Annotated in this window: 2 protein-coding genes; both read right to left on the bottom strand. The window is 70.7% G+C overall.

What is annotated here, in order from left to right:
- Nucleotides 1-14: 14 nt before the first annotated feature.
- Complete coding sequence (locus MZC64_RS22215) at nucleotides 15-18,176, bottom strand: non-ribosomal peptide synthase/polyketide synthase (RefSeq protein WP_247758455.1); 18,162 nt, start codon at nucleotides 18,174-18,176, stop codon at nucleotides 15-17.
- A gap of 96 nt (nucleotides 18,177-18,272) precedes the next feature.
- Complete coding sequence (locus MZC64_RS22210; protein ID WP_247758456.1) at nucleotides 18,273-19,637, bottom strand: serine hydrolase; 1,365 nt, start codon at nucleotides 19,635-19,637, stop codon at nucleotides 18,273-18,275.
- Nucleotides 19,638-19,856 lie beyond the last annotated feature (219 nt).

Raw genomic sequence — 19,856 nt, 5'->3', positions numbered from 1 at the left:
CTGGTTGTCCCCCTTCAGAGTTCGTTGCCGGTGCCGTCACCGAAGGCGAGGCGTTCCAGTTCGGCGAGGACCTTCTCCTCCACCAGCTCGGCCAGGGCGGCGACCGTGCGGGCGGTCAGCACGTCCTTGGGCGTGAGGGCGAGGTCGAAGGCTTCCTTGGTCTTGGCGGTGATCTGCAGGCTGCGCACGGAGTCGCCGCCGAGGTCGAAGAAACTGTCCTCGATGCCGACCCGGTCCAGGCCGAGCACCTCGGCCCAGATCTCGGCCAGCACTTCCTCGGTCTCGGTTTCCGGTGCCACGTAACCGGTCTGCGCGACCAGCCCCGCCGTGGGCGCGGGCAGGGCGCGGCGATCGAGCTTGCCGTTGGGTGTCAACGGCAGTGCTTCCAGGGTGACGAAGGCGGCCGGGACCATGTAGTCCGGCAGTCGCCCGGCCAGGGTGGCGCGCAGTTCCGGCACACTGGGGCTGTCGCCGACCAGGTAGGCGACCAGGCGCTTGGCCCCGTCGTCCTCGCGGGCGATCACCACCGCGTCGGTGACGCCTTCCTGGTGGCGCAGCAGGGTTTCGATCTCGCCGGGCTCGATCCGGAAGCCACGGATCTTGACCTGCTGGTCGGCGCGTCCCAGGAACTCCAACTGGCCGTCGGTGCGCCAGCGGACCAGGTCGCCGGTGCGGTACATGCGTTCGCCGGGGGCGTCGAACGGGTTGGGCAGGAAGCGATCCGCGGTCAGGCCGGGGCGGTTGAGGTAGCCACGGGCCAGTCCGGACCCGGCCACGTACAGCTCGCCGGGCACGCCGACCGGGACCGGGTTGAGGTCGCCGTCCAGGACGTGCACCCGGGTGTTGCGGATCGGGCGGCCGATCGGCGGAATCCCGCCGGGGGTCAGCGGATCGCTCCAGGTGGTGACCACGGTGGACTCGGTCGGACCGTAGGAGTTGATCATCCGGCGGCCCGGGGCCCAGCGGTCGACGAGTTTTGCGGTGCACGCGTCGCCGCCGACGATCACTGTGCGGAAGTCCGGCAGGTCGACGTCTTCGGGCACGGTGGCCAGTGCGACCGGCGGGATCAGCGAGTGGGTGATCCGCTGGTCGCGCAGCACTTCGGCGAGCTGCTCGCCGAGCAGCGAACCTTCCGGCGGGACAACCAAAGCGGCGCCGGCGGGCAGGGACATGCAGAGTTCGAGCACCGAGGCGTCGAAGCTGGGTGAGGAGAACTGCAACACCCGGTCACCCGGATTGACCTGGTAGTGCTCGATTTCCGCCGCGGAGAAACTGGCGAGCCCGGCGTGGGTGACGACCACGCCCTTGGGGGTGCCGGTGGAGCCGGAAGTGTAGATGACGTAGGCCGGGTGTTCCGGGCGCAGCGGGGCGGTGCGGTCCGCGTTGGTCGGGGCGTCCGTGCGGGTGCCCTCCTCGGCGAGGAAGTCCTGGTCGATGACCAGCACCGGCTTGGCGTCGGTGAGCATGAACTCGATCCGGTCGGCCGGGTAGTTCGGGTCGATCGGCAGGTAGGCGCCACCGGCCTTGAGCACGGCGAGCTGGGCGATCACGATCTCCGCCGAGCGCGGCAGCTGCAGCGCGACGATCGTCTCCGGGCCCACGCCCAGGCCGATCAGCCGGTGTGCCAACCGGTTCGCGCGCTGTTCCAGTCCGGCGTAGGTGATCTCACCCTCGCCGAGGACCAGTGCGGCCGCGTGCGGGGTGCGTTCGACCTGGTCCTGGAACAGCTCCGGGAACACCGTGGGCACGGTGTCGGCGGCGGTGTTGTTCCAGGACTGGAGCTGCTCACGTTCGGCCGGGGTGCGGATATCCAGGCAGGACAACGGTTCCCGGGTGTCGGCGGCCAGTGCGCGCAGGACCTCGGTGAGGTGTCCGGCCATCCGCTCGATGGTGCCCGCGGTGAACAGGTCCGGGTCGTAGCCGAACTCCAGGTGGAACTTCTCCCCCGGCGAGACGACCAGGCTGATCGGGTAGTTGGTGGTTTCGATGGCTTCCAGTTCGCGGACGCCGAGGCCGTTGGCGGCGGCCACCTCGTCGTTGATCGGGTAGTTCTCGAACACCACGATGCTGTCGAAGAGTTCGGTGCCGCCCTCGACCTGGCTCCAGGACTGGAGCTGGGACAGGGCCACGAAGTCGAACCTGCGTGATTCGGCCTGGGCGGACTGGAGGTCCTGCAACCAGGTGACCGGGTCGGCGGCCGGGTCGACGGTGAGCCGGACCGGCAGGGTGTTGATGAAGATGCCGGTGATGTCCTCGCCGCCGGGCAGATCCGCGGGACGGCCGGAGACCGTTGCGCCAAAACAGACATCGGCCTGTCCGCTGTACCGGGACAGCAGCAGTGCCCAGGCGCCCTGGACCACCGCGTTGAGGGTGAGCCGGTGCCGTTTGGCGAACTCGTGCAGCCTGCTCGCCTCGGTCTCCGGCAGCGCGAACCCGGTCCAGGTGCCGGAGCGGGTGTTGTGCGCGGCGGTCTTCGGCTGGTCCAGTGGCAGCGGGGTCGGGGTGTCGAAGCCGGTGAGCACCTCGCGCCAGTACACCTCGGCCTGGCCGTGGTCCTGGGCGTCCAGCCAGCGCAGGTAGTCCGCGAACGGGCGGCGGCTGGGCAACGCGTGGCCGGCGTGCGCGGCGAAGACGTCGGAGAGCACCTGGAAGACGCTCCAGCCGTCCAGCAGCACGTGGTGGAAGGTCCAGACGACCTGCACCGAGTTCTCGGACAGCCTGGCCAGGGTGACCCGCAGCAGCGGGGCCGCGGTCAGGTCGAGTCCGGTCGCCCGGTCCTGCTCCAGCAGTTCGGCCAGGGCGGTGCGGCGGTCCTCTTCGGACAGTCCGGTCCAGTCCAGGTGGGTGACCGGGACGGTGACCTTGGTCTGCACGACCTGGAGCGGCGTGGGCACGCCGGACCAGACGATCCGGCTGCGCAGCACCGGGGTGCGGTCGACCACCTGCTGCCAGGCGGCGGCCAGGCGGCGCGGATCGGTGACGCCGTCGAGCACGAACTTGGCCTGCTCGAAGTAGACGCCCTGTTCCTGCTGGGACAGGCCGTGGAAGACCATGCCGGTCTGCATCGGGGTCAGCGGGTAGATGTCCTCGACGTCACCGGCGGCCACCAGCTTGTCCACTGTGGACTGGTCGAGTCCGGCGAGCGGGAAGTCCGAGGGGGTGCGGCCACCCGCGTCCGGCTGGGCGCAGTGCTCGACGATCTCGCGCAACGCGGTGCGGAACCCCTCGGCCAGGGCGGTGACGGTGGCCTCGGTGTGCTGGTTGGTGGAGTAGAACCAGGTGAGCTGGAGTTGCTTCTGTTCGACCGCGCCGACGATGTCGAAGATCCGGTCCCGGTCGCCGTCCAACGACACATCGGACTGGATGCCGCTGCTGCCGCGGACCAGTCCGGCGCCGGTGCCGGACTCGAACTGGCCGAGGTAGTTGAAGCTGACCGGGGCCGGGGCGATGCCGGGCAGCCGGTCGGTGAGCCAGCGCAGCGCGCCGTAGCCGAGGCCGCGGCCGGGGATGGCGCGCAGCTGCTCCTTGACCGACTTGAGGGTCACTGCCCAGTCGGTGTCCGGTGTGGACAGTGCGACCGGGAACAGGGTGGTGAACCAGCCGACCGTGCGGGAGAGGTCGACGCCGGGGAACAGGTCTTCGCGGCCGTGGCCCTCCAGGTCGATCAGCAGCCGGTCCTGGCCGGTCCACTCGGCGAGCACCCGGCCGAGCGCGCTGATCAGCACGTCGTTGATCTGGGTGCGGTAGACCGGCGGCACGGACTGGAGCAGCGCCTGGGTTTCGGTCTCGTCCAGGTGCACGGTGACCGAGGCGGTGGAGGCCAGGGTATTGGGACCATTGAGGTCTGCCGGAATATTCGTGTCGATGTTCGTGCTGGTCCAGTGGTCCAGCTCGTGGTCGAAGCCGCCGGTGCGGGCGTGTTCGGCAAGGCGGTGCGACCAGTCGCGGAAGGAGGTGGTCTTGCGTCCGATGTGGACGGTCTCCCCCGCGATCGCCTGCCGGTACGCGGTGTCCAGGTCTTCCAGGAGGATGCGCCAGGACACGCCGTCGATGACCAGGTGGTGCACGCACAGGTGGAGCTGGTCGCCGTCCCGGTGGGCACGTAGCAGCGGGCCGGCCAGGTCGAACTCGCCGAGTGGCTGTCCGGTGCTCAGATCGCTGTCGCTGACCGGGTCGTTGTGCTGGCGCCAGGTGTCGCCGTCGCGGGTGTAGCGCAGGCGGAGCGCGTCGTGCTGGCTGACCAGGGTCGCGAGTGCGGTGTGCAGGGCGGACTCGTCCACGTCGGGGGCCAGGTCCAGGGTCATGGCCTGGTTGAAGTGGCCCGGGTTCGCGGTTGCGCCGGCCAGGAACCAGTGCTGGATCGGGGTGAGCGGGACCTCGCCGGTGACCTCGCCCTGTTCGGCGGTGTCCGGTTGCGCGTCGGCGACCAGCACGGCGAGGTCGGCGATGGTCTGGGCGCGGAACAGGTCCCTGGGCATCAAGCCGAGGCCGGCCTGGCGGGCGCGGGAGACCACCTGGATGCTCAGGATGGAGTCGCCGCCGAGGGCGAAGAAGTTGTCCGCGGCGCCGACCCTGGGCAGGCCGAGCACCTCGGCCCACACCTGAGCGAGAACCTGTTCGGTCTCGGAACGCGGTGCCACATAACCGGTTTCAGCCAGTGCGGCGAAGTCCGGGGCGGGCAGGGCGCGGCGGTCGAGTTTGCCGTTGCGGCTCAGCGGCAACCGGTCCAGCAGCAGGAACGCGGCCGGGACCATGTAGTCGGGCAGCACTTCGGCGGCCGTGGCCTTGATCGCGGCCACGTCCAGGTCGGCACCGACGAGGTAGGCGACCAGGCGTTTGACGCCCTGGTCGGCGCGGGCCAGCACCACCGCCTCGGTGACGCCGGGCTGTGCGGCGAGCACGGCCTCGATCTCGCCGAGTTCGATCCGGAAACCGCGGATCTTCACCTGCTCGTCGGCGCGGCCCACGAATTCCAGCACGCCTTCCGAAGACCCGCTTGCGGGGTCGAGCGTTGACACGGCAGTCCACCGGACCACGTCTCCGGTGCGGTACATCCGGGTTCCGGCGGGGCCGAAGGGGTCGGGCAGGAAGCGGTCCGCGGTCAGGCCGGGCTGGTTCAGGTAGCCGCGGGCCAGGCCCGCTCCGGCGAGGTGCAGTTCACCGGCGATGCCCGGCGGGACCGGGTGCAGGTCGGCGTCCAGCACGTAGACCCGCATGTTGTCCTGCGGGCGGCCGATCGGCACCAGGTCCGGGACCGGGCTACCCGCCGGGATGCGGTGGTGGGTGGCGAAAGTGGTGGTCTCGGTCGGGCCGTATCCGTCCACAACGGACAGTCCGGGGCAGGCGGCGAGGACCCGGCGCACGGCGGGGGCGGGCACAACGTCGCCGCCGGTCCAGACCTCGCGGACGCCGTGCAGGCAGTCCGGGGCGTCCTGCGCGATCAGCCGGAACAGGCCCGCGGTGAGCCAGAGGCCGGTGATGCCGTGGTTGGTGACCAGACGGCGCAGGGTGTCCACGTCGAGGTCGCCGCTGGGGGCGACGATCACCCGGTCGCCGTTGAGCAGCGGCACCCACACCTCGTAGGTGGCGGCGTCGAAGGCGGTCGGCGAGTGCAGCAGCACCCGCTCGTGCGCGCCACCGCGGAAGCAACGGTCGTGTGCGAGCGCACTGACATCCCGGTGCCGGACCGCAACGCCCTTGGGGGTGCCGGTGGAGCCGGAGGTGTACATGACGTAGGCCAGGTTGTCGCCGTGCACGGTGACCGTGGGCGGTTCGGTCGGACCGTCCAGGGGTTCGTCGATCCGGAGCGTGGGTCCACTGTGGACTTTGGCGGCGGCGCTGATCCAATGCTGGTCGGTGAGCAGCACGGTGGCGCCGGATTCGGCGAGCACCAGGCGCAGCCGGTCGGCGGGGGCACGCAGGTCGAGCGGCACATAGGCGCCACCGGCCTTGACGATGGCCAGTTCGGCGACCACCAGTTCCGGGGCGCGTTCGGCGAGCAGGGCGACCGGCTGCTCCGGGCAGACGCCCAGCGCGATCAGCCGGTGTGCCAGGCGATTCGCGCGAGCTTCCAGGTCGGCATAGCTGAGCTGGCCGCCGTCGAAAGCCAGTGCGACGGCATGTGGGGTGCGGGTGGCCTGGGCGGTGAACAACTCGCCGAGGCTGCCGGTGGGCAGCGGGCAGACGGTGGCGTTCCACGTTTCCAGCACCCGGTGGCGTTCGGTCTCGGTGAGCAAGGAGATCTGGGCCGGGGTGCGTTCGAGGTCGCGGGCGATGCCGGTGAGCAGTAGCGCGAGCCGGTCCGCCATGGCCTGCACGGTGGTTGCGTCGAACAGGTCCGGGTCGTAGTCCAGGGCGAAGGACAGTTCGGCGCCCGGGGAGACGACCACGCTGACCGGGTAGTTGGTCGGTTCCTCGTCCCGGGATTCGGCCATGGTCAGGCCGGTGGCGGCGATGGCGGCCGGGTCGAACGGGTAGTTCTCGAAGACCACGATGCTGTCGAACAGTCCGGTGCCGCCGGGCAGGTTCAGCCAGCTCTGCAACTGGGCCAGGGAGACGAAGTCGAACCGGCGGGACTCAGCCTGCGCGGTCTGCAGTTCGCGCAGCCAGGGCAGCAGCGACTGTCCACTGTGGATGTCGACTCGGGTGGGGATGGTGTTGATGAACAGGCCCACCATGGCCTCCACCCCGGCCAGGTCGGCGGGGCGGCCGGAGACGGTGCTGCCGAAGACCACCTCGGACTCGCCGCTGTAGCGGGAGAGCAGCAGGCCCCAGGCGCCCTGGAACACGGTGTTGAGGGTGAGTCCGTTGTGCTGGGCCACCTCGCGCAGCCGGGTGGTGTCGGCGGTGCTGAGCTGGGCCCGGACGGTCCCGGAAGACGCGGCGCGGTGCGCCTCCCGGGACTGCCGGTCGAACGGCAACGGCGTGGGAGTGCTGAAGCCGTCCAGTGCGTTCCGCCAGTAGGTGGCGGCCTGTTCGGAGTCCTGGCTCGCGAGCCAGTCCAGGTAGTCGCGGAAGGGCCTGCGGGACACCGGGTGCAGCGGGGTTCCGCCGGTGAGCGCGGCGTAGCGGGCGCAGACCTCGCCGAAGACCTGGGCCGCGCTCCAGCCATCGAGCAGCACGTGGTGGAAGGTCCAGACGAGCAGGATCTCGTTACCGGACAGCGTGATCACCGCGATCCGCAGCAGCGAGTCGTTCGCCAGGTCGAAGCCTTCGGCGCGGTCGGCGTCCAGGAGTTCGCGCAGGTCCGCTTCGGTGTTGGTGCGGCCGGTCCAGTCCAGGTGCCGGGTGGGGATGACGGCGGTGCGCGGCACCAGCTGGAGGGGTTCGCTGACGCCCTCCCAGACGATCCGGCTGCGCAGCACCGGGTTGTGGTCGGCGGTCTGCTGCCAGGCGGTGGCGAAGGCGGCCGGGTCGGTGACGCCGGTCAGCCGCAGTTGCACCTGGTTGAAGTAGGCGGTGCTGCCCTCTTCCATCAGGCTGTGGAACACCATGCCCGCCTGCATCGGGGTCAGCGGATAGAGGTCGGCGATCTCCTTGCCGTCGCCGACCAGGGTGTCCACTTCGGACTGGGTGATGCGGGCCAGCGGGAAGTCCGCCGGGGTACGACCACCGCTGCCGGGCTGGGCGCAGTGCTCGACGATCTCGGCCAGCGCGGCGCGGAAAGCCTCGGCCAGGGTGCGGATGGTGGTCTCGGAGTGGCTGCCCTGGGCGTAGGAGAAGGTAAAGGTCAGCCGCCGGGACTCGACGCTGCCGATGACGTCGAGCAGGTGCGGACGCTGGTTGCCTGCCCCGGACTCGCCGCCGAGGCCGTCGGGCATTCCGGCGATCAGGCCGTCGGTCCCTTGTGGACGGTCGAACTGGCCGAGGTAGTTGAAGCCGACCTGCGGGGTCGGCTGCGCGGGCAGGCGGTCGGTGAGGTGGCGCAGCGCGCCGTAGCCGAAGCCACGCCGGGGAATCGCGCGGAGTTGTTCCTTGACCGTCTTGAGTGCCTCGCCCCAGCCGAGGCCGGGGCAACCGGGCAGGGCGAGCGGGAACATGGTGGTGAACCAGCCGACCGTGCGGGACAGGTCGATGTCGCCGCCGAGGTCCTCGCGGCCGTGGCCTTCCAGGTCGACGAGCACCCGGTCCCGCCCTGTCCACTCGCCGAGCACCCGGCCGAGGGCGGTGAGCAGCACGTCGTTGATCTGGGTGCGGTAGACGCCGGGCACGTCCTGGAGCAGGGCGCGGGTGGTCTGCTCGTCGAGTGCGACGGTCAGGTTCCGTTCCCCGGCCACGATGTTGGCGCCGCTGCCGTCGACCGGGATGTCCGGGTCGGCGGAAACGCTGTTCCAGTAAGGGATTTCCGCATCGAACTCGCCATTGGCGGCCAGGGTGGTCAGGGTGCGGGCGAAGTCGCGGAAGGAAGTGGTCTTGGCCTCCAGGCGGACCGGGTTGCCCGCACGCAGCTGCTGGTAGGCGGTGTCCAGGTCTTCCAGGAGGATGCGCCAGGACACGCCGTCGACCAGGAGGTGGTGCACAGCCAGGAAAAGCTGGTCGCCGTCCAGGAGCACGGCCTTGAGCAGTGGGCCGTGTTCGAGGTCCAGGCCGGTGTGGTCGGCGGGGCCGCCGAGCTGGAGGATCTCGGCCGGGGTGTCCGCGTGCTGTTGCCTGCCGCCGGTGAAGCGCAGGCGCAGTGCGTCGTGGTGGCGGACCAGTGCGCGCAGGGCCTCGTCCAGGAGCACCGGGTCGGGGCGTGCGGTGAGGTCGAGCAGCACGGACTGGCTGAAGTGCGCGGGTTCCGCGGTCTGGGTGGCGAAGAACCAGTGCTGGATCGGGGTGAGCGGGGCCTCGCCGGTGACCGGACCCTGGTCGGTGCTGGGCCGGGTGGTCTCGGTGGCGGTGGCGGCCAGTCCGGCGACCGTGGGGGTGCGGAAGAGATCCCTTGGCATCAGGCCGATTCCGGCCTGGCGGGCGCGGGAGACGACCTGGATGCTGACGATGGAATCGCCGCCCAGCTCGAAGAAGTTGTCCTCCACACCGACCCTGGGCAGGTTCAGCACGGTGGCGAAAATGTCCGCGAGCACCCGTTCGGTTTCGGTGCTGGGCGCCACGAATCCGGCCGCGGCGACCAGTCCCCAGTCCGGGGTGGGCAGGGCGCGGCGGTCGACCTTTCCGTTGGCGTTCAACGGGAGTGCGGCCAGCGGCACGAACACCGAGGGCACCAGGTAGTCCGGCACGGACTTGGCCAGGAACTCGCGCAGTTCGGCGGCCGCGGGCACCGGGTGACCTTCGGCCGGGACCAGGTAGGCGACCAGGCGTTTGCGGCGGGAGCCGTCCAGCAGCACCGCGGCCACCACCTGGCCGAGGGCTTCGTGCCGGAGCAGCGCGTTGTCGACCTCGCTCAGCTCAATCCGGAAACCGCGGATCTTGACCTGGTCGTCAGTGCGGCCGAGGAACTCGATCTCGCCGTTCCGGTTCCAGCGCACGGTGTCGCCGGTGCGGTACATGCGTTCGCCGGGCGCGCCGAACGGGTCGGCCACGAAGCAAGCCGCGCTCAGCCCCGGGCGGCCGTAGTAGCCGCGGGCCACCCCGGAGCCGCCGATGTGCAGTTCACCGGGCACTCCGGCGGGCACCGGGCGCAGCGCGCGGTCGAGCACGTAGAGCCGCATGTTGTCCAGGGCGCGGCCGATCGGCAGCAGCTCCGGCACCTCGGCGGCGACCGGCAGATCGTGGTGGGTGGCGAAGGTGGTGGTCTCGGTGGGGCCGTAGACATCCACCGCGAGCAAGCCGGGGCAGGCGGTTAACACCCGGCGCATCGACTCGGCCAGGACCACCTCGCCACCTGTCCAGACCTCCCGGGCACCGGCGAAGCAGCCGGGATCTTCCTGCGCGATCAGCCGGAACAGGCCCGCGGTGAGGAAGATCGCGGTCACGCCGTGCTCGCCGATCATGCGGCGGAACACCTCGGCGTCCACATGGCCGTCCGGCGCGACCACGACCTGGCCGCCGGACAGCAGCGGCATCCACAGTTCGTAGGTGACCGCGTCGAAGGCCAGCGGGGAGTGCAGCAGCACCCTGGCGTGCCCGCCCTGGTGGAACCGGCGGTGCGCGGCGAGGGCGAGGATGTCGTGGTGCCGGACGGCCACGCCCTTGGGGATGCCGGTGGAGCCGGAGGTGTGCGTGATGTAGGCGAGGTTGTCCGCGTGCACGGTGGGCAGCGGCACGGCCAGGGTGATGATCGCCTCGTCCACCCGCAGGATCTGTCCACTGTGGACTTCCTGAGCGGTGGCGGCCCAGGTCTGGTCGGTGAGCAGCACCCGCACGCCGGTCTCGGTGAGCAGCCGGGTCAGCCGGGCGGCGGGGGCACGGACGTCGAGGGGCACGTAGGCCGCTCCGGCCTTGAGCACGGCCAGTTCGGCGATGACCACGTCGGCGGAGCGGGCCAGCAGCAGGCCGACCGGTTGTTCGGTTGTGACGCCGAGGCCGATCAGGTGCTGGGCCAGGGCGGTGCTGCGGTCGTCGAGTTCGGCGTAGGTCAGGTTGCCGCTGTCGGTGATCACCGCGGTGGTGTGCGGGGTGCGCCTGACCTGGGCGGCGAAGGCTTCCGGCACCGTGCCGGCAGGCAGTGCGGTGGCGGTGTCGTTCCACTCCACCAGCACCCGGTGCCGTTCGGCCTCGGTCAGCATCGGCAGTTCACCGACCGGTCGGTCGGCGTGCGCGGGGATCGCGGCGAGCATGGTGAGCAGGTGCTCGGCCAGGCGTTCCGCGGTGGCGGGCTCGAACAGCGCCGGGTCGTAGCCGAGGTTGACCTTGAACTCGGCGTGCGGGTAGGCGACCAGGGTGAGCGGGTAGTTGGTGGTCTCCACCCCGCGCAGTTCGCGCAGGCCGAGGCCGTGCGTGGCGGCGGCGGTGTCGTCGAAGGGGTAGTTCTCGAACACCACGATGCTGTCGAACAGACTGGCCCGCTCCGGCAGGTCGGTGCAGGCGCGCAGTTGCGGCAGCGGCAGGAAGTCGTAGCGGCGGTCCGCGGACTGGGCGTCCTGGATCGCGCGCAACCACCCGGTCAGCGTCTGTCCATTGTGGATCTGTACCCGGGCGGGCAGGGTGTTGATGAAGATGCCGGTGATGTCCTGCACCCCGGCCAGGTCGGCGGGGCGGCCGGACACGGTGGCGCCGAAGAGCACGTCGTCCTGACCGCTGTGCCGGGCCAGCAGCAGTGCCCAGGCGCCCTGGACCAGGGTGTTCAGCGTGAGTCCGTGCAGCCGGGTGAGTTCGCGCAGCGCGGTGGTGGTGCCGGTGTCCAGGGAGCGCAGCACGCTGGCGGTGGACTCGTGATGCTGGCTTTCCGCGGGCTGCCGGTCGTAGGGCAGCGCGGTGGGGTCGGCGATCCCGGCGAGGGCGGATCGCCAGTGCGCCAGGGCTTCCGCGCGGTCCTGGCGGTCGATCCAGCGCAGGTAGTCGCCGAAGGGACGGCGGTTGGGCAGCGAACGGCCGGAGTGTGCAGCGAAGACGTCATCGAGGACCTGGAAGACGCTCCAGCCGTCGAGCAGCACGTGGTGGAAGGTCCACACCACCTGGACCTCGGTGTCGCTGATCCTGGCCAGCGCGATCCGTTGCAGTGGCGCCTGGTCCAGCGCGATCCCGGCGGCCCGGTCCGCGGTCAGGAACGCGTCCAGCTCGGCCTGCCGCCCGGCGTCGTCCAGGCCGCGCCAGTCCAGCTGCCGGACCGGGACCCGGACCTGGGTGCGGACCAGCTGCACCGGCTCGGGCACGCCCTGCCAGACGATGTGGCTGCGCAGCACCGGCATCCGGTCGCTGACCTGCTGCCAGGCTTCGGCCAGCCGGTGCGGGTCGGCGACGCCGTCGAGCTGGAAGGTGAGCTGCTGGAAGTAGACGCCGGTGTCGCCCTGGGCCAGGCGGTGGAACACCATGCCGGCCTGGGTCGGGGTGAGCGGGTAGATGTCCTCGACGTCCCGGCCGTCGCCGACCAGTGTGTCCACAGTGGACTGGTCGAGCCGGGCGAGTGGGAAGTCGGACGGGGTGCGGCCGCCGGATCGGGTGCAGTGCTCGATGATCTCGCGCAGTGCGGTGAGCAGGTCCTCGGCCAGGCGGCGGACGGTGGCCTCGGTGTGCCGGTCGGTTGAGTAGAACCAGCTGAACTCCAGGGACTTGCGGTCCACCCGGCCGACCACATCGAGCAGGTGCGGGCGGGTGGCGGCCGGGTCGGCTGCCAGGGCCAGTTCTTCGTGCAGCCCATCGAACAGGGCGGCGGCGGGGGCCTCGAAGGTGCCGAGGTAGTTGAAGCTGATCTGCGGTGCGGACTGGTCCGGCAGTTGATCGGTGCGGCGATGCAGGGCGCCGTAGGACAGGCCACGGTGCGGCAGTGCGCGGAGTTGTTCCTTGACCGCCTTGAGAGTGCGACCCCAGTCGGTGTCCGGTGTGGACAGTGCAACCGGGAACATGGTGGTGAACCAGCCGAGGGTGCGGGAGAGGTCCAGGTCGGCGAAGAGTTCCTCGCGGCCGTGGCCCTCCAGGTCGACCAGCACCCGGTCCCGACCGGTCCACCGGGTGAGCACCCGGCTGAGCGCGCTGAGCAGCACGTCGTTGACCTGGGTGCGGTAGGCGGCCGGCACGTCCTGGAGCAGGGCGCGGGTCTGGTTCTCGTCCAGGCGGACGGTGACGACCTCGGTGCTGGCCACGGTGTTCGGGCCGGTGCGTTCGACCGGGAGCGGGGTCTGGTCGCCGATGGCGGTCCAGTGCTCCAGGTCGGCGTCGAAGCCGCCGGACTCGGTGTGCTCGGCGAGGCGGATCGCCCAGTCGCGGAAGGAGGTGGTCTTCGCGCCGAGCCGGATCGGTTCGCCGCGCACGGCCTGTTCGTAGCCGGTAGCCAGGTCTTCGAGGAGGATGCGCCAGGACACGCCGTCGACGACGAGGTGGTGCACGGCCAGGAACAGGGCCTGCCGCCCACCGGGCAGGTCGCGGATTTCCGCGCGCAGCAGGGATTCCCCGGCCAGCGTCAGCGGCGCGTTGCCGATCTCGGTGTCGCCGATGGGCGCGTTGTGCTGCTGCCAGCCGGATTCCGTGCGCTCGAACCGCATGCGCAGGGCATCGTGGTGTTCGACGAGTGCGGACAGCGCGGTGCGTAGAGCACGGTCGTCGGCGCCCTCGGCGAGGGTGACGGTGAGGTGCTGGGCGAAGAGTTCGGGGTGCTCGGGCTGGATCTCGAACAGCCAGTGCTGGATCGGGGTGAGCGGGGCGCCGCCGGTGACCGGGCCCTGCGCGATCCGGCGGGTGACCACCGCGGTGACCTGCGGGGCCAGCGCGGTGATGGTCTGGTGCAGGAACAAATCGCGCGAGGTGAGTTGCAGTCCGGCGGCGCGGGCCTTGGCCACCACCTGGATGCTCAGGATGGAGTCGCCGCCGTGGGAGAAGAAGTTGTCGGTGACGCCGATCCGGTCCAGGCCGAGCACCTCGGCCCAGATGTCGGCCAGCACCCGCTCGGTGGCGTTGCCTGGGGCCACGTACTCGCCACCGGCGACGGCGGCCCAGTCCGGGGCGGGCAGGGCACGGCGGTCGAGCTTTCCGTTGGGGTTCAACGGAAGCCGGTCGAGCTGGATCACCGCGGCCGGGACCATGTACTCGGGCAGCCGTCCGCCGGTGTGCGTGCGCAGGTCAGCCGAGTCGACCGGGATGTCGGCGACCACGTAGGCGACCAGGCGCTGGTGGCCGCCGTCGGTGCGGGCCACCGCGACCGCGTCGGTGACCGCGGGGTGGCTCAGCAGTGCCGCCTCGACCTCGCCAAGTTCGATCCGGAAGCCGCGGATCTTGACCTGGTCGTCGGCCCGGCCCAGGTACTCGATTTCGCCGTTGGCGTTCCAGCGCACCACATCGCCGGTGCGGTACATGCGTTCGCCAGGCGTGCCATAGGGATTGGCGATAAACCGGTCCGCGCTCAGGCCCGGCCGGTTGAGGTAACCGCGGGCCAGGCCGCGCCCGGCCAGGTACAGCTCACCGGGCACGCCGATCGGGACCGGGCGCAGGTTCGGGTCGAGCACGTAGGTCTGGATGTTGCTGACCGGCTTGCCGATCGGCGGCGCAGTGTCCCGCTCGACACCGTCGGAGTACCAGGCCGTGGCGTACACGGTGGCCTCGGTCGGCCCGTAGATGTTGGCGATCCGCCCGCCGGGCAGCGCGGCCTGGATCTCCCTGGTGGCGTGCGCGGACAGGCCCTCGCCCGCCAGCACCACGTGATCGGCGGACACCGTGACCGCACCCTGGGACAGCACCTGGGCGAGTGCGGAGGGGACCGCGCTGACCAGGCTGGCCCGCCACGGTTCGGCGCGCTCCTCCCCCAGCGCGAGGACGTTGTCGACCACCTCGATGGCCCCGCCCAGCACCAGCGGGCAGAAGATCTCGAACACCGAGACGTCGAAGTTGAGCGAGGTGGAGGCGACCACTGTGGACAGTCCGGTGAACCCGAAGTCACGGGCGGCCCAGGCGGTCAGGTCGGCCAGGCTCTCGTGCGCGATGACCACGCCCTTCGGGCGGCCGGTGGAGCCCGAGGTGTAGATGGTGTAGGCGGCGTGCGCCGGATCGAGGGGGCGCAGCCGGTCCGCGTCGGTGATGTCCACATCGGACAGTCCGGCCAGCTCGGGCCGGATCCGCTCGATCTCCTCGGCGGTGAGCACCAGCGCCGGGGCGGCGTCGGTGAGCATGAACTCGATCCGGTCTGCCGGGTAGGCCGGGTCGATCGGCAGGTAGGCGGCCCCGGATTTGAGGATGGCCAGCAGCGCGACGATGGTGTGCTCGGTGCGCGGCATGGCGATGCCCACGAACCGTTCCGGTCCGGCACCACGGCTGATCAGCAGACGGGCCAACTGGTTCGCTCGCCGGTTCAGCTCGGCGTAGGTCAGGTGCCGGCGCGCGTGGGTGACCGCGATGGCCTCGGGGGTGCGGGCGGCCTGCTGGGCGAACAGCTCCGGGTACAGGGTGGGCGCGACGTCCAGTGCGGTGTCGTTCCAGCCGCGCAGCACCTGGTGCCGCTCGGCCCCGGTGAGCAGCGGCAGTTCGCCGAGAGGGGCTTCCGGGGTGGCGAGCACACCGTTGAGCAGGACTTCCAGGTGTTCGGTGAGGCGGGCAATGGTGGCCTGATCGAACAGGTCGGTGTTGTACTCCACCGCGACGGTCAGGCCCTCGGCGCGCGGCCAGAACTCGCACACCAGGTCGAACCGGGCTCGCGGCCGGGGCAGATCCTGTTCGCTGATCCGCAGTTCGCCGATCTCGCGGGTCTGGACCACCGCGTTCTGCAGCACCACCAGGGCCTGGATCAGCGGGGTACGGCTGGCGTCCCGGTCCAGGCGCAGTTCCTCCACCAGCCGGTCGAACGGGGCGTCCTCGTGCGCGAAGCCGGACAGCACGGTTTCCCGGACCTGGCCGAGGAATTCCACGAACGGCAGCTTCGGGTCCACAGTGGACCGGAGCACCACGGTGTTGACCAGGAACCCGGCCAGGCGTTCCAGTTCGGCCCGGTTGCGGCCTGAGGTGGCGGTGCCGACGGCGATGTCCTGCCGGTTGCTGTAGCGGGCGAAGAGCACCTGGACCGCCGCGGTGAGCAGCATGAACAGGGTCGCGCCGCGATCCCGGCCCGCGGCGGTGAGCTTGTCGACCAGGGTGGCGGGCAGCAGGTGCCGGTGCACCGCGCCCGGGTTGGTGCGCACCGGCGGACGCGGGCGGTCGGTGGGCAGTTGCAGAGCCTCGGCCCCGGCCAGGCGTTCCCGCCAGTAGGCGAGCTGTCCGGCGAGTTCCGGGCTGCTGAGCCGATCCTGTTGCCAGGCAGCGTAGTCGGCGTAGCGCAGCGGCAGCTCGGGCAGGTCGGCGGCGCGGTTGTCCCTGGCGGCAGCGTACAGCTCGGCGAGTTCCTCGACCAGCAGGGCGACCGAGGCGCCGTCGGTGACGATGTGGTGCTGGCACAGCAAGAGCACCTGGTCGTCAGCGGCCAGCCGGACCAGCAGGGCCCGGGTGAGCGGGCCGCGGCGCAGGTCGAACGGGCGGTCCAGTTCGGCCGCGAGCACATCGTCCAGGGTGCCCGGACCAGCCTCGGTGGTGCGCAACGGAATGGTGCCGGTGGCTGCGATGACCTGTTCGGGCAGGCCGCCGGACTCGGTGAAGGTGGTGCGCAGGGAGTCGTGCCGGGCGGCCAGGGCGTCCAGCGCGCGGCGCAGCGCGTCGGCGTCCAGGGGTCCGGTCAGGCGCAGGCCGACCCCGGTGTTGTACTCGGTGCCGCCGGTCAGGTTGTCCAGCACCCACATCCGGTGCTGCGCCGAGGACAACGGCACCCGGCCTACGGGTGCAGCCGGGATCGTGTTGTCCACAGTGGACGGTTCGGGCAGCTGGGCGGCCAGGGCGCGGACGGTGCTGGTCTCGAACAGCAGCCGCGGGGACAGTTCGGCGTCGAAGGCGGCCCGGATGCGGGCCAAGACACGGAAGGCCAGCACCGAATCGCCGCCGAGGGCGAAGAAGTCGTCGGTGACGCCGATCTCGGGCAGGCCGAGCACCTCGGCCCAGATCCGGACCAGCACCCGTTCGGCAGCAGTGCGCGGCGGCACCGCGGACTCGCCGCCGGGCAGCGGGCCGGTGGGCGCGGGCAGCGCGGTGCGGTCGAGTTTTCCGTTGGGGCTCAACGGGAGCGTGGCCAGCACCACGAGCACGGCGGGCACCATGTGGCCGGGCAGGGTTTCGGCGAGCACGGTGCGCAGGTGCGCCGGGTCCGGTTCCTGGCCCTTGGCCGGGACGATGTAGCCGATCAGCCGCTTGAGGCCCTGGTCCTGCCGGGCCACCACCACGGCCTCGGCCACGGTGGGCTGCCGCCGGAGCAGGGTCTCGATCTCACCGGGCTCGATCCGAAACCCACGGATCTTGACCTGGTCGTCGGCCCGGCCACGGAACTCCAGGACACCCTCGACCGTCCAGCGGACCAGGTCGCCGGTGCGGTACATGCGTTCGCCGGGCGCGCCGAACGGGTTGGGCGGGAAGCGATCCGCGGTCAGCCCCGGCTGGTTCAGGTAACCGCGGGCCAGCCCCGCGCCCGCGATGTACAGCTCGCCGTCCACCCCACTGGGCACCGGCTCAAGCTGCTCATCGAGCACGTACACCCGGGTGTTCCAGATCGGACGGCCGATCGAGGGCACCCCGCCGGGGACGAGGGGATCGCTCCAGGTGGCGACCACGGTGGACTCGGTCGGACCGTAGGAGTTGATCATCCGGCGGCCGGGCGCCCAGCGGTCGACCAGCTCGGCGGTACAGGCGTCGCCGCCCACGATCACCGTGCGGAAGTCCGGCAGCTCAACGCCTTCCGGCACGGTGGCCAGGGCCACCGGCGGGATCAGCGCGTGCGTGATCCGGCGTTCGGCGAGCACCTGGGCGAGGTGGTCGCCGAGCAGCGGTCCGGGCGGCGGCACCACCAGGGTCGCCCCGGCGGGCAGCGACATGCAGAGTTCGAGCACCGAGGCGTCGAAGCTGGGTGAGGAGAACTGGAGCACCCGGTCGCCCGGTTTCACCTGGTACTGCTCGATTTCCGCGGCCGAGAAGCTGGCCAGCCCGGCGTGCGTGACCACCACACCCTTGGGGCGGCCGGTGGAGCCGGAGGTGTAGATGACGTAGGCCGGGTGGTCGAAGTCCAAGGGGCACAGTCGGTCCGCGTCGGTCGGCGCGGTGTCCGGCAGGCCGTCCGGGGTCGCGGCCAGGAAGTCCTCGTCGAGCACCAGCGCGGGTGCGGCGTCGGCCAGCATCAGCCGGATCCGCTCGGCCGGGTAGGCCGGATCCACTGGCAGGTAAGCGCCACCGGCCTTGAGCACGGCCAGTTGCGCCACCACGATGTCCACCGAGCGGGGCAGCAGCAGCGCCACGATCCGCTCAGGTCCGGCGCCCAGTCCGATCAACCGATGAGCCAACCTGTTGGCCCGGCGCTCCAGTTCGGCGAAGGACACCGGCCCTTCGTCGTCCAGCAGCGCGGCCGCCTGCGGGGTGCGCGCGGCCTGGGCCTCGACCAGCTGCGGCAGGGTCGCCTGACTGACGGCGCGGTCAGTCCTGTTGTGCGCCACCAGCAAGTCCGCCGCGCTCACGAAGCCGGTCGACTCAGTCGCGGTGAGTGACGACGGCAGGGCGTGGGCGGGCAGGGACACCTCGCGTGCGGACATGAACTCAAAACCTTTCAGGCGCGGCAAAAACCACGCCAGCAGACGGCGTATGCAGGAGCTAGTCGGAACGGCGTTGAAGCGGGTCAGTTCCCGCTGCTAACAGCGTCCGCTGCCGACCGTGCGCCGGGCCAGTCGGCCGGAAACCTGAATTCGGTCCAGCACACCGGTGACCGGGTCGCGAAGAAAACGGCCGGGATGGACGAGTTGTCCCGATTCCCAGTCCTGTTGGGCGAACATGAGCCCTTCGTGCGGGGTGAGCCGGGCGACGATCTCGCCGTCGATGGCCAGGCGCAGCGTGGCGTCCTCGGCCGGGGTGACGGTGTACTCGGTGTCGCCGTTGTGATAGCTGCCGAAGATCTCCGGCGGCACCGTGGTGCGCTGCCCCGGCACGTCCAGCCGGTAGCTGCCGACCTCGATCCCGGCCGCGGCCAGCTCGTCAACGAGTTCCGCCCACAGGCCGATGCCGGTGTTGCCGTTGCTGGTGAAGGCGATGGCCTGGCCGCTGTCGGCGTTGACCCGCAGGTGCGCGTCGGTGCCGTCGGCGTTGCCGTCGTGCCCGACCCACTGCTGCACCCCGGTGCGGAAGACGCCGAACCCGAGCCCCCACCCGTCGGCCAGGCCGATCGGGTCCGCGCCCGGCTGGATGCGGCGCATCTCCTCGGCCAGTTCGGCCGGGAGCAGTTCGGGCAGTCCGGACTCGGCCGGATCCAGTTGCAGCAGACCAAAACGCAGCAGGTCCGCGGCGCTGATCGCGAGTGCCCCGGCCGGGGCCTCGCCCAGCGCGAGGGACTGCAGGACCGGGCGGGTGCGTCCGTGCGAGGTGTTGACCGCGTGTCCACTGGCGACGTTCACCGAGGTCAGCGGGTTGGGCGCGACCACAAACGCGGGCCGGATACCCAACGGGCGGAACAGGATCGACTCGATCGCCTCCCACCAGGTCATGCCGGTGACCTCTTCGATCAGCCGCCCGACGACGGCGTAACCGAGGTTGGAGTAGGAGAAGCCCGCGCCGGCAGGCAGCACCAGTTCCGGGGTGCGGCAGTGCTCGGAGACGAAGCGGCGCAGGGACATCGTGGCAGCAACCGCCGAGTCCGGCCCGGAGGCCAGCCCGCTGGTGTGGCTGAGCAACTGGCGCAGCGTCAGCGGCGCGCCGAGTTCAGGGAGGTGCTCGGTGACGTCCGAGTCCAGCTCAAGATCGTCGTCCGCGACCAGCAGCATCGCCAGTGCGGCGGTGGCGGCCTTGGTGACCGAGCCGATCGGGAAGGCGGTGTCCCGGGTTACCGGTGTGCCGCCGCCGTAGCGCAGCTCGCCGGCCTCGGCGGTGATGGTCTCGCCGTTGACGTGCACAGCGAGCTGGGCGCCAGGAACCTGGTGCTTGCGGACCAGGGTGGACAGGGTGCGGGACAGCCACTCGGCCTCAACAGTGACTTGTGCCACGCAGGCGTCGCGGTATGACGACATGGAACGACAGACCCCTCATCGGTGACATGACTCATCGGGCCGCGACTCCCGAAGGCAGATCAAACGCAGAACAGCGGTAACAATGCAACACGACCCCCCTGCGTCAATACCGCCAGACGGACTAGCGCCCACCGGTGGACAAGAGACGGCGCACACATAGGCCAACTATCAGTAAATAAATTGGGCCGAGAAGCACAATTACCCGAAACAAGATTGAGC

The organism is Crossiella sp. S99.2, from assembly GCF_023094165.1.
GTDB lineage: Bacteria > Actinomycetota > Actinomycetes > Mycobacteriales > Pseudonocardiaceae > Crossiella.
The sequence above is the reverse complement of the archived record's forward strand: the minus strand, read 5'-3'. Positions and strand labels throughout refer to the sequence as shown.